Annotated in this window: 10 protein-coding genes; 6 read left to right on the forward strand and 4 right to left on the reverse strand. The window is 72.5% G+C overall.

The features are described 5' to 3' along the window. The first annotated feature begins 6 nt into the window (after positions 1-6). Complete coding sequence (locus ACZOOI_RS17715; RefSeq protein WP_465276785.1) at positions 7-1,422, forward strand: class II fumarate hydratase; 1,416 nt, start codon at positions 7-9, stop codon at positions 1,420-1,422. Positions 1,423-1,616: 194 nt separating this feature from the next. Then, positions 1,617-2,303, forward strand: coding sequence for a ribonuclease FAU-1 family protein (locus ACZOOI_RS17720; RefSeq protein WP_465276786.1), 687 nt, complete (start codon positions 1,617-1,619; stop codon positions 2,301-2,303). A 147-nt stretch (positions 2,304-2,450) separates the two neighbouring features. On the opposite strand, the gene ACZOOI_RS17725 is transcribed toward ACZOOI_RS17720, so the two are convergent. Next, complete coding sequence (locus tag ACZOOI_RS17725; RefSeq protein WP_465276787.1) at positions 2,451-3,383, reverse strand: hydrogen peroxide-inducible genes activator; 933 nt, start codon at positions 3,381-3,383, stop codon at positions 2,451-2,453. 227 nt (positions 3,384-3,610) lie between these two features. Here ACZOOI_RS17725 and ACZOOI_RS17730 point away from each other — a divergent pair, with 227 nt between their 5' ends. Continuing rightward, complete coding sequence (locus tag ACZOOI_RS17730; RefSeq protein ID WP_465276788.1) at positions 3,611-5,599, forward strand: ricin-type beta-trefoil lectin domain protein; 1,989 nt, start codon at positions 3,611-3,613, stop codon at positions 5,597-5,599. A 173-nt stretch (positions 5,600-5,772) separates the two neighbouring features. On the opposite strand, the gene ACZOOI_RS17735 is transcribed toward ACZOOI_RS17730, so the two are convergent. Together ACZOOI_RS17735 and pdxR are read right to left on the reverse strand one after the other, a co-directional pair. Further along, positions 5,773-6,501: a DUF1707 SHOCT-like domain-containing protein gene (locus ACZOOI_RS17735; protein WP_465276789.1), complete on the reverse strand. Its 729-nt coding sequence runs from the start codon at positions 6,499-6,501 to the stop codon at positions 5,773-5,775. Between the two features lie 9 nt (positions 6,502-6,510). After that, positions 6,511-7,902 carry a MocR-like pyridoxine biosynthesis transcription factor PdxR gene (gene pdxR, locus ACZOOI_RS17740; protein ID WP_465276790.1) on the reverse strand — a complete coding sequence of 464 codons (1,392 nt, stop codon included), beginning with the start codon at positions 7,900-7,902 and terminating at the stop codon, positions 6,511-6,513. Positions 7,903-8,069: 167 nt separating this feature from the next. Here pdxR and ACZOOI_RS17745 point away from each other — a divergent pair, with 167 nt between their 5' ends. From ACZOOI_RS17745 to ACZOOI_RS17755, 3 genes are all read left to right on the forward strand, one after another. After that, complete coding sequence (locus ACZOOI_RS17745; protein ID WP_465276791.1) at positions 8,070-9,086, forward strand: EamA family transporter; 1,017 nt, start codon at positions 8,070-8,072, stop codon at positions 9,084-9,086. Positions 9,087-9,192: 106 nt separating this feature from the next. Beyond that, positions 9,193-10,863, forward strand: coding sequence for a fumarate hydratase (locus ACZOOI_RS17750; RefSeq protein ID WP_465276792.1), 1,671 nt, complete (start codon positions 9,193-9,195; stop codon positions 10,861-10,863). A 42-nt stretch (positions 10,864-10,905) separates the two neighbouring features. Next, positions 10,906-11,082: a hypothetical protein gene (locus ACZOOI_RS17755; protein ID WP_465276793.1), complete on the forward strand. Its 177-nt coding sequence runs from the start codon at positions 10,906-10,908 to the stop codon at positions 11,080-11,082. A 66-nt stretch (positions 11,083-11,148) separates the two neighbouring features. Here the strand turns inward: ACZOOI_RS17755 and ACZOOI_RS17760 are convergent, their stop codons facing one another. Further along, on the reverse strand, positions 11,149-14,412 hold the full coding sequence (locus ACZOOI_RS17760; RefSeq protein WP_465276794.1) for an AfsR/SARP family transcriptional regulator: 3,264 nt from the start codon (positions 14,410-14,412) through the stop codon (positions 11,149-11,151). Positions 14,413-14,549: the final 137 nt, after the last annotated feature.

The following is a 14,549-nucleotide window of genomic DNA, read 5'->3' on the forward strand; positions in this document are numbered from 1 at the left end:
ACAGCGATGTCCGAGGCAGCACCGTCCGCAGATTCGACCGGCGAGTTCCGCATCGAGCACGACTCGATGGGCGAGGTGCGGGTGCCCGTCGCCGCCAAGTGGCGGGCGCAGACCCAGCGCGCCGTCGAGAACTTCCCGATCTCCGGGCAGCGCCTGGAGCCCGCGCACGTGGAGGCGCTGGCCCGGATCAAGGGTGCGGCAGCGCGGGTGAACGCCGAACTGGGCGTGCTGGACAAGGACACCGCGGAGGCGATCGAGCAGGCCGCGATGGAGGTCGTGACCGGCCGATGGGCCGACCAGTTCCCGGTGGACGTGTTCCAGACCGGCTCGGGCACCTCCTCGAACATGAACATGAACGAGGTGCTCGCCACCCTGGCCACCGAGCGCCTGGGTCGGGACGTGCACCCCAACGACCACGTCAACGCGTCCCAGTCGTCCAACGACGTGTTCCCCTCCTCGATCCACATCGCGGCGGCGCTCGCGGTCACCCACCGGCTGATCCCCTCGCTCGACCACCTCGCCTCCACCCTGGAATCGAAGGCGGTCGAGTTCGCCGACGTGGTCAAGTCCGGGCGCACGCACCTGATGGACGCCACGCCGGTGACCCTGGGTCAGGAGTTCGGCGGCTATGCGGCGCAGGTGCGTTACGGCGTCGAGCGGTTGCAGGCGAGCCTGCCGCGTGTGGTCGAACTGCCGCTGGGCGGCACCGCGGTGGGCACCGGCATCAATACCCCGCCGGGCTTCTCGGCGCGGGTGATCGCGGAGATCGCGGCCTCCACCGGGCTGGGCTTCACCGAGGCGCGCGACCACTTCGAGGCGCAGGGCGCGCGGGACGGACTGGTCGAGTTGTCCGGCCAGTTGCGCACCATCGCGGTCGGCCTGAACAAGATCGTCAACGACCTGCGCTGGATGGGATCGGGGCCGCGCACCGGGCTGGCCGAGATCCGGCTGCCGGATCTGCAGCCGGGTAGCTCGATCATGCCGGGCAAGGTCAATCCGGTGATCCCCGAGGCGGTCGGCCAGGTGGTCGCGCAGGTGATCGGCAACGACGCGGCGGTGGCCTTCGGCGGTGCGGCGGGCAACTTCGAACTCAACGTGATGTTGCCGGTGATCGCCCGCAACCTGCTCGAATCGATCCGGCTGCTCGGCAACGTGACGCGGGTGCTGGCCGACCGCACGGTGGCCGGCATCGAGGCGGATGTGGAACGCATGCGCGAGTACGCCGAATCGTCCCCCTCGGTGGTCACCCCGCTGAACCGTTTCCTGGGCTACGAGGAGGCGGCGAAGATCGCCAAGCAGTCGCTGGCCGAGCGCAAGACGATTCGGCAGGTGGTGATCGAGCGTGGACACGTGTCGGCGGGCCGGCTGACCGAGGCCGAACTCGACGCGGCGCTGGACGTGCTCGGGATGACCCGTCCGTGACGCGGCGCGCTGCCCGGCGGGCGGCGGACGCACGGCGGCGTGTGCACGGCGGTGGAATGGGGCGGGTGCACGGCAGTTGGCGCGTACGCATGGTGACGGGTGCGTACGCACACACCCGGGATGTTCTTCGCATGATGACCCACCCGTAACATGACTCACGGTCAGGTGTTACGGGCGCTGGGTAAATCAAGGTCATGTCTAACATCCTGCGCATGCACGAGCACTTCGAGGATCCCCGCTCCGCGCCCGGCGCCTGGTCTCCCGGCGACCAGGTGTTGTGGCGCTATCTGCGCGGCGACCAGGTCCTGGACTGCCGTCCGGTGACCGTCGTTCGCGACGACCCGGACCAACTCGCGGTCTGGCTGGCCGGGGGCACGTCCCGGGTCAAGCCGATGTTGCCGGACGGGTCCGACATCCGTACGGCGCCGATCGAACGCAGATTCCGGCTCGGTCGGATCCCCTCGATCGTCGAGTGGACCGGGACCGGGGTGCTGATGCTGGCCCGACCCGGCGAACCGTGGTCGGTCTGGCTGTTCTGGCAGGCGGACTGGCGCTTCTCCGGTTGGTACGTCAACCTCGAACGCCCGCGCACCCGGTGGTCCGGCGGGGTGGACACCGAGGACCACGTGCTGGACGTGTGGGTCACCCCGGACCGGCGCTGGGAGTACAAGGACCAGGACGAACTGGCCGCCTCCCGGGAGGCGGGCCGGCTCACCGACGAGCAGGTCGCGGCGATCGAGGCCGAGGGGCGGGCCGCGGTCGAGGCGATCCGGGCCTGGGGCGCGCCGTTCGACCAGGGCTGGGAGAACTGGCGCCCGGACCCGGCCTGGCCGCTGCCGCAACTCCCGGACGACTGGGCGGACAACGTCCGGATCGCGTAGCCGCTTCCGCAGGACGCGGGCCCGACCCCGGTCGGGCCCGACGCGTCTTTGTGCTCCGCTCGAACTCGGATGCAACCCTTCATCCCGCGCTACGGGGTGGGGGATGTGCCGCACCTCCACGGTTCGCGGACCCGCGCCGGATACGGCCTAGTGCACCACTCGCACCGGCAGGGCGTCGACCGCGCGGCGCAGGGCTATCGCCAGGTCGGCGAACTCCTCGCTGCGTCCCGTGCTGGAGCGCATCACCAGGCCGATGCGCCGGTACGGGGCGGGTGCGGCGAAGCGCGACACCGCCAGTTGTGAGCCCGGTCGGGTCTCCACGTCGATCGCGGTCTGCGGCAGCAGGGTGACGCCCAGGCCGCCCGCGACCAGTTGCACCAGGGTGGGCAGGCTCGCCGCGCGGGTTGCCCCGGCCTCGCCCACACCCACCTCGCGGCACACGTCCAGGGCCTGGTCGCGCAGGCAGTGGCCCTCGTCCAGGAGCAGCACGTCCAGGCCGCGCAGCGCGGAGCGCGGCACGTCGGAGCGGTCCGCCAGCTCGTGTCCCTCGGGCACGACCAGGGTGAAGTCCTCCTCGTAGAGCGGGATCTCCTCGACGCCCGAGATGCCGGAGGGCAGCGCGAGCAGCAGCAGGTCCAGCCGACCGCTGGTGAGGCCGTCCAGCAGCGAACCGGTCTGCTCCTCGTGCACGTACAGCCGCAGCTCCGGATACTCCTCGCGGACCAGCCGCAACAGCGCCGGCAGCACGTACGGGGCGACCGTGGGGATCACCCCCAGGTGCAGCGGGCCGGTGAACGGGCGGCGGGCGGATTCCGCCTCGTCGACCAGATCGGCGAGCGCGTCGAGCACGCGGCGCGCGTGCCGGGCGACCCGCTCGCCGGCCGGGGTGAGCAGGACCCGGCGTGTGGTGCGCTCCACCAGCTGGGTGCCCAGCGCCTCCTCCAGCGCGGCGATCGCTCCGGAGAGTGCGGGCTGGCTGGTGCCCACCGCGGCGGCGGCGTCCCGGAAGTGCAGGTGGTCGGCGACTGCGGAAAAGGCCCTGAGCTGCGACAACGTCGGAGTGCGAGTGCTGATGTACATCACCTGTCGAATGCGTGCGGACGGTGCATCCCACCGTTCTTCCACGATAGGGCAACCGGTTCGATCGGTTCGGATGCGCGTTCGCGGCCTGTCGATGCGGCCAGGGTTGTCAGGTAAATGCCTTCATTTCCCGTCTACCCACCGGTAGCTTTCTTTCGCTTCACAGTGCCCAAGTCCCCTTTGGGCGGCTCGTGCGTGTTCCTTCCATGCCATGAAGGCGAGGGTGCATGTCCACATTCGAGCGTGTGCGCAACAAGGTCCTACCGGTGGCGCTGATGGCGACCCTGATCGGCCTCACCGGCGGCCTGCCGGGCCGGGCGGCGGGCACCACCGCGGCCGGCCCCGCGGCCACCGCGCTGTCCCCGCAATTGGAGGCGATTCGGCAGAGCGAGGCCCAGGCGCTGTACGGGAGCACCGGGGTCAAGCCATTGGCCGAGCGCAAGACCTCGCTGATCTCGCTCGGCGACAGCGAGATCGCCGGTGAGGGCGTCGGCGTGTACGAACCCGGCACGGACGGCCCGGACAACTGGTGTCACCGGTCGCCCGACGCGGCCATCCACCGGACCGGGATCCCGACCGACGTGACGTACAACGTCGCGTGCTCCGGAGCGTCCACCGTGAACATCCGGATCGGCGGCAGCAAGCAGTACGCCGACGAACTCGTGCAGTCGGACAACCTGGCGATCAAGGCGCGCAACACGCGCGTGCAACTGATCCTGCTGGTGGCGGGCGCCAACGACGACATCCAGTTCGGCCCGACCATGACCGACTGCGTGACCAGGCGGGTGTTCTTCCAGGGCGAGTGTTACGGCACCTACCAGCCCGGCTGGCAGGCGCGCGCGGACGCGATGCGGCCCAAGGTCGAGCAGACCGTTCGCGATCTGAAGACCACGATGGCGGACGCGGGCTACCGGAGCGGTGACTACAAGCTCGTGGTGATGGGCTACCCGTCGCCGATCGCCCCGGACGTCGAGGACAACCCCGACTTCCCCGGCTGGTACGCGGGCGGATGTCTCGGCTACCTGCGCGACGCGGCGTGGGGACGCAACGAGGCGGTGCCGATCTTCGAGCGGGCCGAGCGGCAGGCCGCGGCGAACACCGGCGCGATCTACCTGGACAACTCGCGGCTGTTCCACGGCCACGAGGTCTGTACCGACCACACCTGGGCGCGCGGGTTGTGGTTCGCCGGACCGGACATCCTCGACCCGAACACCACCCGGCAGAGCTTCCACCCCAACGCCCGGGGTCACCTGGCCTTCGCGTCCTGCCTGACCCAGCTGTACAACTCCGGCTGGAACCAAGCCGGTTGTGCGGACTCGGCAAGCACGGGAGCGGTCACGCTGTACCCCGGCGTGCCCAGTGCCGACTTCAGGCAACTGCGCAACGAGGGCACCGGGTTGTGCGCCGACGCGTACGGCTTCTCCTCGCGCAACAACACCCCGGTGGACCTGTGGCCCTGTCACGGCGGACGCAACCAGGGCTTCTGGTACGACGCCGCGAACCAGTCGCTGCACACCGAGCTGAGCCAGGACCGATGTGTGGATCCGCAGGGTGGCGGGCGCGGTTCGGGCACCCCGCTGGTGTTGTGGAACTGCAACGGCGGCGGCAACCAGCGCTTCGTCGAGGTCGCGGGCACGCTGCGACCGGCCGACACGCAGTCCCTGTGCGTCGCGCCGGCGGCGGTGGATTCGACCCTGGGGGCCAGGCTCGTGCTGGCCGGATGCGACGGATCGGCGGCGCAGCGCTGGGTGAAGGAGGCCGGGCAGGCGGTGCGGTTCGCCGAGCTGAAGTCCGGGGGCACCGCCAAGTGTCTGGACGTGGACGGCGGCACGATGACCTCCGGGCGCGGCGTGCTGGCCTGGGACTGCACCGGCAACGACAACCAGAAGTGGTGGCGCAACGCCGCCACGGGCCAGGTGCACAGCCTCCAGGACCCGGCGTTCTGCCTCGACAACCGCGGGGCCACGGCGGCGGGCAGCGCCATGGGCATCTGGCGCTGTGACGACGCGCACGGCGCGTACCTGAACAACCTGCGCTTCGACGTGGGCGCGGACGGCCGACTGATCAGCCGGGTCTCCGGACTGGTCGCAACCGCGCCGACCGCGGGCAACGGGGCGATCACCCAGCAGCCGGCCGGCGCCTCGGCCACGCAGCAGTGGACGGCGGGCGCCTCGGTGCCGCTGCCGTACTCGGTGATTCCGTACGACGCCTACTGATCCGCAGATCGCATACCCGGCCCCCGCCCCGAGCACGGGCGGGGGCCGCGGTGCGGCGGGTTCAGTCCCGGGTTCAGTCCAGGGATGCCCCTGTCATCGCGGCGCACATCGCGAACGGGCGGGCACGGGACGCCGGTTCGGGCCGCACGCGTGCGGAACCCGCCTCGTACGGGTCAGTCCGAGTCCTTGCGGAAGCGGTCGTACTCCGGCCGCTCCGGGCCCTTGCGGAAGCGGTCACCCTCCGGTCGGTCCGCACCCGAGCGGAAGCGGGGATCGCCGTCGAACTCGCGTCGGCGCTGCTCCTTGCGGCGCTTCGCCTTGACCAGCACGCCACCCATGATCGCCAGACCCTTGACCACCACGACGGGTGCGCGCGGATCGTCGGTGTACTGCTCGTGCACCTCGAAGCCGCCCATGAAGCCGAACCCGTGATCGCGGACGGTGACCCCCTCCGGGATCCGGATGTCGATGCCGCCCCAGAGCGTGAACACGTTGATCACCAACTCGGGTTCGTCGAACACCGCGTCGGTGAGGTCGATTTCCACGCCGCCCATCACCGCGACCGCGTTCAGCTTCGAACCCGCACGCCAGCGACCCTTGCGGACGGAACTGCTCCAGAACGCGAACATGTTCGACCGGGCCGGGCGGGGCGGCACCGCGTTGGCCGCCGCGGGCTCGTAGCCGATCGGGCCGGGCGCCGGGAGATCGGCGATCAGCGGTTCGAGTTGGCGGAGCGTCTTCGCGGCCAGCGCCGCGTCCACCCGCTCCGCGTGTTCGTCGGCGGTCAGCCTGCCCTCCGCGAGCGCGTCCCGCAGCACGTGCACGTAGCGGTCGCGGTCGGCGTCGGAGGCGCGCAGCTCGGGGGTGGGCGGCTGGGCTCGACGCTCTGGGCTGTTGTCCACGAGGTAAATCTAGCCCGGGGGTGCAACGGCCGGGAGTACGGACCGGGCGAGCAGTCGGACCGCTTCGCGCAGCCGGTCGGGCGAGAGTCCGGCGTAACCGATGATCACCGCGGGCGGCCCGGTCGCGAACGCGCGCATCCCGGCCATCGGCTCGACCCGTACGCCGTGCTCGCGGGCTCGTCGCACGGTGGCCGATTCGTCGGAGCCGGGCGGGAGTTCGACGTAGAGGTGGATGCCCGCGGCGATGCCGTGCACGCGGGCCGCCGGCAGGTGCTCGGCGAGGGCCTCGGCCACCGCGTCGCGGCGGGTCCGGTAGTGCGCGCGCATCGTGCGCAGGTGGCGCTCGTACGCCCCGGTGGCCAGCATCCGCACCAGGGTCAGTTGGGGGAGGGTGGCCGAGCCGAGGTCGGCGTTGGTCTTGAGGTCGTGGATCCGCTCGATCAGTTCGGCGGGCAGCACGGCCCAGCCCAGCCGCATCCCCGGTGCCAACGCCTTGCTGGTCGAACCCAGGTGCACCACCCGGTCCGGGGCCAGGCCCTGGAGGCAGCCGACCGGGTCGCGGTCGTAGCGGAACTCGGCGTCGTAGTCGTCCTCCACGATCAGCCCGTCGTGCGCGCGGGCCCAGTCGACCAGGGCCGCGCGGCGGCGGGGCGACAGGACCACGCCCGTGGGGTACTGGTGGGCCGGGGTGACCAGCACGGCGCGGGCGCCGGTGCGGGCGAGTGCGTCGACGTCGATGCCCTCGGCGTCGGTGGGGGCGTAGGCGACGGTGAGGCCGTGGGTGGCGAAGATGCCGCGTTGGCGATCGCTGGAGGGGTCCTCCACCGCGAGTACGTCCAGGCCGAGTCGGCGCAGCGCCTGGGAGACCAGGGACAGGCCCTGGGCCACGCCGTTGACCACCACGATGTGTTCGGGGTGGGCCTGCGCGGCGCGGACCCGGCCCAGGTAGTCGGTCAGGGCGACGCGCAGTTCGCTCGTGCCGGACGGGCCGGGGTAGTCGAACGCGGCGTGCGGGGCGGTGCGCAGCACGTGCCGGGTCGCGGTCGACCACGCGGCGCGCGGGAACGCGGACAGGTCGGGCACGCCGGGCTTGAGGTCGTGGGTGATCGGGATCGTCGGATCGCAGCCGGCCGGGTCGGCGGGCTGCGGCGCCGTGTACGCCGCGGTGACCCGGGTGCCGGAGCCGTGCCGGGAGGAAAGATAGCCCTCGGCGACCAGTTGCTCGTACGCCTCGACGACCATGCCGCGGGAGACGCCCAGGTCTTCCGCGAGCGCCCGGGTGGACGGCATCCGGAAGCCGGCCGGGAGTCGGCCGGAGCGGATCGCGGCACGCAGGCCGGCCTGCACCTGGGCGCCGAGCCGGCCCGCCGATCGGTCGAGGTGGACGAGGAGTTCGCGCACTCGGGGCCTGCCTTCGGGGTTCGTCGGGGCCGGGTGGGTCGTCGGCGATTCGTCGGCGGTTCGGCCGCGGTCCTTCGGTGGCCCGTCGGCGATCCGGTATTGGTCCGGTTTTTCGGCCCGGAAGTGGCTCTGCCGGGGACTCCACCGGCTTCCTAACGTTACGTCACATGAAGTCCTCCTCGATGTCTCCCCGCTCGATCGGCCTGGTGTGTGCGGCGTCCGCGCAGGGGCTGATCGGTGCCGCCGCCGGGGTCTCCGCGGTGTTGTCGGACTATCCGGTGACCGGCGGCCAGATGCTCCGCTACGCGGTGGCCGCGCTCGTGCTGTTCGGGGTGCTGCGACTGCGCCGGATCCCGTTGTTGCGGCCGACCCGGCGGGAACTGCTCCGGCTGGGGTTGCTCGCGCTGTGCGGCCAGACCCTGTTCAACCTGTTCCTGTTCGCCGCGCTGGACCGGGCGGATCCGGCCACGGTGGGCAGCATCCTGGGTGCCACGCCGTTGCTGCTGGTGCTGGCCGCGCCGGTGCTGGGCGGGCGGCGGCCGAGCCGGTCGGTGCTGCTCGCCTCGCTCGTGGTGGTCGCGGGGGCGGCGGTGGTGCAGGGGCTCGGTGGCGGTACGGCGCTCGGATTGCTCTTCGCGTGCGGGGTGGCGCTGTGCGAGATGGGCTTCACGCTGATCGCGGTGCCGCTGCTGCCGCGGTTGGGGGCCTGGCGGATCGCCGCGTATGCGACCGCGATGGCGATTCCGCAGATGTTGGTGGTCGGGGCGTTCACCGACGGCACCGAGCTGATCCGGATGCCGTCCGGGACGGAGCTCGCCGCGCTGCTCTACCTGGCGCTGCCGCTCACCGCCGGGGCGTTCCTGCTGTGGTACTCGGCGCTGGCCCGGATCGAGCCGGAGCGGGCCGGGCTGTTCATGGGCCTGGTGCCGGTGACCGCGGCGCTGTCCGGTCTGGTCCTGGGCACCGGCGCGCCGACCGTGGGGCAGTTCGGCGGCGCGCTCCTGGTCGGCGTGGGCGTGGTCCTGGGCATGCGGGCCGAGCGGGAGGACCCGGCGGAGCCGGTGGCACCGGCGGCATCCGCGGGCTCGGCGATCCCGGCGGTAGCGGCGGTACCGGGAACGGACCGATTGCGGGGGTCGGCCGAGGACATCTCCGCGCAGCCCGCGACAACCGTGGGCCCGTAGCCCACGAACCGCTACGCGCCGACCCCGTCGGCGACCTCGGCGCGGTGATCGGTTCGGGCCGCTCTACCCTGGACCAGGCCCCGTTACCGCATGAGTGAGGATCACGATGCCCGCCCCTGAGAACACCTTCAGCGCCTACACGGATCTGCTGCCGCTGGGGGAGGACACCACGCCGTACCGGCTGCTGACCGCCGATGGCGTGTCCACGTTCGAGGCGGGCGGGCGCCGGTTCCTCAACGTCGAACCCGAGGCGATGACGCTGCTCGCGCGGACCGCGATGCGCGACATCTCGCACCTGCTGCGGCCCGGCCACCTGGCCCAGGTGGCGCGGATCCTGGAGGACCCCGAGGCCTCGGCCAACGACCGCTTCGTCGCGCTCGACCTGCTCAAGAACGCCAACATCGCGGCCGGCGGCGTGCTGCCGATGTGCCAGGACACCGGCACCGCGATCGTGATGGGCAAGCGCGGCCAGCACGTGCTCACCGACGGGCGGGACGAGGAGCACCTGTCCCGCGGCATCGCCAACGCGTACACCGAGCTGAACCTGCGCTACTCGCAGATGGCCCCGCTGACCATGTGGGACGAGAAGAACACCGGCAACAACCTGCCCGCCCAGATCGAGCTGTACGCGACCCCCGGCGAGGCGTACAAGTTCCTGTTCATGGCCAAGGGCGGCGGCAGTGCCAACAAGTCGTACCTGTACCAGGAGACCAAGGCCGTCCTGAACCCGCAGAGCATGCTGCGCTTCCTGGACGAGAAGATCCGCTCGCTGGGCACCGCGGCCTGTCCGCCGTACCACCTGGCCATCGTGGTCGGCGGCACCAGCGCCGAGCACGCGCTCAAGACCGCGAAGTACGCCTCCACCCGTTACCTCGACACGCTGCCCGGTCAGGGCTCGCCGCTGGGCCACGGCTTCCGCGACGTCGAGTTCGAGGCCGAGGTGCTGGCGCTGACCCAGCAGATGGGCATCGGCGCGCAGTTCGGCGGCAAGTACTTCTGCCACGACGTGCGGGTGATCCGACTGCCTCGGCACGGCGCGTCCTGCCCGGTGGCGATCGCGGTGTCCTGCTCGGCCGACCGCCAGGCGCTGGCCAAGATCACCGCCGAGGGCGTGTTCCTGGAGGAGCTGGAGACCGACCCGGCCAAGTACCTCCCGGACACCACCCACGAGGACCTGGACGACACCGTCGTGCAGATCGACCTCAACCGGCCGATGAGCGAGATCCGCGCCGAGCTGTCCAAGTACCCGGTGAAGACCCGGCTGTCGCTGACCGGACCGGTCGTCGTCGCCCGCGACATCGCGCACGCGAAGATCAAGGAACTGCTCGACGCGGGTCAGCCGATGCCGCAATACCTGCGCGACCACGCGGTCTACTACGCAGGCCCGGCCAAGACCCCCGAGGGCTACGCGTCCGGCTCGTTCGGCCCGACCACCGCAGGCAGGATGGACTCCTACGTCGAGCAGTTCCAAGCCGCGGGCGGCTCGTTCGTGATGCTGGCCAAGGGCAACCGCAGCAAGCAGGTCACCGACGCGTGCAAGACGCACGGCGGCTTCTACCTCGGCTCGATCGGCGGCCCGGCGGCGCGGCTGGCCCAGGACTGCATCAAGAAGGTCGAGGTGCTGGAGTACCCGGAGCTGGGCATGGAGGCGGTCTGGAAGATCGAGGTCGAGGACTTCCCGGCCTTCATCGTGGTCGACGACAAGGGCCAGGACTTCTTCGCCGACGTGACCACGCCGACGTTCCAGATCAACAAGATCCCGGTACGTGAGCCCTAGTGCCCGATTGGTCCGGGATGCAACAGCCCGAGGGAGACGTCGATGAACCCGGTTCATGGCCCGGATCCCGGAGCGCTACCGCAGCCCACCGCAACCCCGGAGGCACTGCGCGCGACGTTGGCACAGGTCGCTCCCGAGCGGTTGGAGCACTTCGACGCCGAGCGTGCGGCCGCCACTGCTGTCGCACGGCTCGTCATGCCGCCGGTGGACCTGCTCTAGGGCGGGTGGAGCGGCGGCGGTGACCGCGGCGCGGCCCGAATGGCGGCCTGGCCGGCGCCGGGGGCGTCACCGGCTCGCGCGGGCCGCGCGGATTGCCTCGTCGCGGGTCAGTGCCGTGCCCCGGTGGTAGTGCTCGGTGAACTCGGGTCCGGCCACCGCGGCCCGGATCGCGGACTCGGTCGCGGTGACGTCCGCGTCGATCCGGTTGCCGCCGCGCAGTACGGCGGCGGCGCCGAGCAGCAGCGCCGCCCGCCGTTCGTCCCCGGCGTGTGCGGCCGACTCGGCCAGGCCCAGTACGGCCGCCGCGGCGCCCACCGCGCTGACCGGCGGGGTGAGCGCGGCGTCCAGGGCCGCGCCGTAGTGCTCGTGTGCGGTCGTGCGGTCGCCCTCGGCGGCGGCGATCCGGCCCAGGCCGGCCCAGGCGAGCGCGCGCGTCTCCAGGTACCACATCGCGGTCCCCGGGTCGCTGTGGATCGCCTGGCGGTACAGCCGATTCGCCGTCACCGGGTCACCCGTCAGCCGGGCCACGTCGCCCAGGCCGCGCAGCGCCACGCGGACCTTCATCGGCGCGCCGGTGCGGCGGGCGAGTTCCTCGGCCCGGGCGAATCCGAATCGGGCGGGCGCGGTTCGACCGGCCCGCAGGTCCAGGTCGGCGCGGCAGGTGAGGAAGTCGACCAGGTCCTCGATCGAGCCGAGTTCCGAGGCCAGGGCGATCGCCTCGTCGATCAGCTCGGCCGATCCGGCGGAGTCGCCGCGCCAGTCGGCGAGTTGCGCGAGCGGTTCGAGCACGTTGGCCAGCCCCCAGCGGTCGCCCAGTGCCCGGAACCCGTCGGCCGCCGTGGACAGCGGGCCGGCCGCCGCCTCGGTGTCGCCGGCGAACAGGGCGAGATAGCCGGTCCCGAGCAGTCCGACCGCACGCGCCCACGGGTCGTCGGCGGCCTGCGCGGCGTGCGTCTGCACGTCGGTCCGGTCGGGGCCGCCGACCAGGGCCCACTGCACCATCAGCGCGGGATGCCGCAGCGGTCGGCGGATGCCGCTCATGATCGCCGCGGCCCGATCCAGCGCCGCATCCGGCACGTGGCCACCCGCCCCGGGGGCGGCCGCCGCGTTCACCACGCACAGCACGTACTCCTCGGCAAGCTCGCTGGCCGCCGCGAAGTCCGCGCCCGCCACGAACTCTCCGCCCGCCGCACTGCCGCCCGCCCCGACGCCGCCCGCCGCGCTGCCGCCTGTCACCGCCGTGAAGAGTTCGGCCGAGCGGGCCGAATTGGCGCCGCGGGTGCCGCCGAGCCACCACGACCAGGTGAGGGCGGCGTGCAGGCGCAGGGCGAGTTCGGGATCCGCGCCGATGGCCCAGCGCAGCGCGGCGTCGGTGTTGCCGTGTTCGGCGGTGAGCCGGCGCAGCAGGGTGAGCTGGTTCGGCCCGCGCAGGCCCGCGTCCGCCTCGCCGGCCAGGGCCAGGAAGTATTCGGCGTGCGCGCGCCGTAGCCGCTCCTCCTCGCCGGCCTCGGCGAGCCGGGCCACGCCGAAGGCGCGGATCGTCTCCAGCATCCGGAACCGGCCGCCGTCTCCGTCCGCCACGGTGACCAGCGACTTCTCGGCCAGCCCGGCGAGCAGGTCGTCGGCCTCCTCCGCGGAGACACCGCACACCGCGGCGATCGCGGCCAACGTCGCACCGCCGGCGAACACGGTGAGCCGGCGGGCGAGCGCGCGTTCGTCGTGATCGAGCAGGTCCCAGCTCCACTCGACGACCGCGTGCAGTGTGCGATGCCGAGGGGCCGCGGTCCGGCTCCCGCGCGAGAGCAGTCGGAACCGGTCGTCCAGCCGCGCGGCGACCTCGGCCAACGGCAGCGTGCGCAGCCGCGCGGCGGCGAGTTCGATGGCCAGCGGCAATCCGTCGAGCGCGGCGCAGATCCGCGCCACGTCCGGCGCGTTGTCGGCGGTGACCGCGAAGTCGGGCCGCACCGCCGAGGCACGCGCGGTGAACAGCTCGACCGCGGGCGCCGCACGCAGCATGTCCAGGTCGGCGTCGGCGGCGGGCAGCGCCAGTTGCGGCACCGGGCACAGCACCTCGCCGGTGATGCCCAACGGTTCGCGGCTCGTGGCCAGGATCCGCACTCCCGGGCAGCCGTCCAGGACCCGGTGCGCGAGCACGGCCGCACCCTCCACCACGTGCTCACAGTTGTCCAGGATCAGCAGCAGTCGCTGTTCGGCGAGCACCGCGACGATCCGCGCACCGGGATCGCTCTCCGCGGTCCGCGCACTCACGCCGCCCGCCTCGCGGATGCCCAGCGCCGCCGCCACCACGTGCGGCAGCGCCGCGTCGTCGGCGGCCCGGGTGAGGTCGACGAAGCACACCTGCTCGACGGTGCGCGCGGCGGTCTCCACGGCGAGCCGGGTCTTTCCGGTACCGCCGGGCCCGGTCAGCGTGACCAGCCGCGCGCCGGCCGAGGCGGTCAGCCGGGCCAGTTCGTGTTCGCGGCCGACGAAGCCGGTGAGCCGGCCGGGCGGCGCGGCGAATTCGGGGACCGGCAGCGGCGCCTCGGCCAGCGGCGCACGCGGGGTCGGCAGCACCGGCGCGGGCGGCCCGCCGAGTTCGCCGCGCAGCACCGCGACCTGCACGGCGGCCAGTTCGGGGGAGGGGTCGGCGCCGAGCTCCTCGGCGAGCACCCGGCGCAGGTCCTCGTACACCTCCAGCGCCTCGGCCTGCCGGCCGCTGCCGCTCAGCGCCCGCATCAACAGCCCGCGCGCACGCTCGCGCAGCGGGTGCGCGTCGACCAGGACGCGCAGCTCCGGGATCGCCGCGCGCAGTCCGCCGAGCGCGATCTCGGCCTCGATCCGGTCCTCGGCCGCGGTCACCCGCAGCTCCTCCAGGCGGGTGGCCCGCGCCCGCGCGTACGGCACGTCCGCCAGCGCCGGCCCGCGCCACAACGCGAGCGCCTCGCCGAGCAGCGCGGCGCCGTCCGCCTGTTCGCCCGCCGCGAGCGCCTGCCGACCGGCCCGGACCAGTCGCTCGAAGCGATGCGCGTCCACCGCCTCCGGATCCACCGCGAGCCGGTAGCCGGTCGTGTGGAACTCGATCGAATCGACATCGCCGGTATGCGGTCGGAGTCCGCGGCGCAGCCGGGACACGTGCGACTGCAACGCGTTCGCCGCGCCTGCCGGCGGATCCTCGCCGTACAGCCCGTCGATCAGTCGCTCGGTGGGCACGACGTGGCCCGCGTCCAGCGACAACAGCGCGAGCAACGCCCGCGCTCCGGGCCCGCCGACGGCAACCTGGCTGCCGTCGGGCAGTCGAACGTCCACCGGTCCCAGGATGCCGAAGATCATTGGGCGATTATCCCGGTCCCGAGCGGAAATCGACCGAGCGTCGGCGCGGCGGGTGCGACCGGGTGTCGGTCACGCGGGCACGCCGAGCGTCGGCGGAACGGGTACGCCCGGGCGTCCGCGGAACGGGCCCGGTGGGC

This window comes from Embleya sp. L77 (genome assembly GCF_055557415.1).

Excerpts from the sequence above, each read along its gene's own strand:
- ACZOOI_RS17725 (WP_465276787.1), bottom strand. The coding sequence starts at position 3,383 with ATGTACATCAGCACTCGCACTCCGACGTTGTCGCAGCTCAGGGCCTTT.
- ACZOOI_RS17760 (WP_465276794.1), bottom strand. The coding sequence starts at position 14,412 with ATGATCTTCGGCATCCTGGGACCGGTGGACGTTCGACTGCCCGACGGC.
- ACZOOI_RS17745 (WP_465276791.1), top strand. The coding sequence starts at position 8,070 with ATGAAGTCCTCCTCGATGTCTCCCCGCTCGATCGGCCTGGTGTGTGCG.
- ACZOOI_RS17715 (WP_465276785.1), top strand. The coding sequence starts at position 7 with ATGTCCGAGGCAGCACCGTCCGCAGATTCGACCGGCGAGTTCCGCATC.
- ACZOOI_RS17720 (WP_465276786.1), top strand. The coding sequence starts at position 1,617 with ATGTCTAACATCCTGCGCATGCACGAGCACTTCGAGGATCCCCGCTCC.
- ACZOOI_RS17730 (WP_465276788.1), top strand. The coding sequence starts at position 3,611 with ATGTCCACATTCGAGCGTGTGCGCAACAAGGTCCTACCGGTGGCGCTG.
- ACZOOI_RS17750 (WP_465276792.1), top strand. The coding sequence starts at position 9,193 with ATGCCCGCCCCTGAGAACACCTTCAGCGCCTACACGGATCTGCTGCCG.
- ACZOOI_RS17755 (WP_465276793.1), top strand. The coding sequence starts at position 10,906 with ATGAACCCGGTTCATGGCCCGGATCCCGGAGCGCTACCGCAGCCCACC.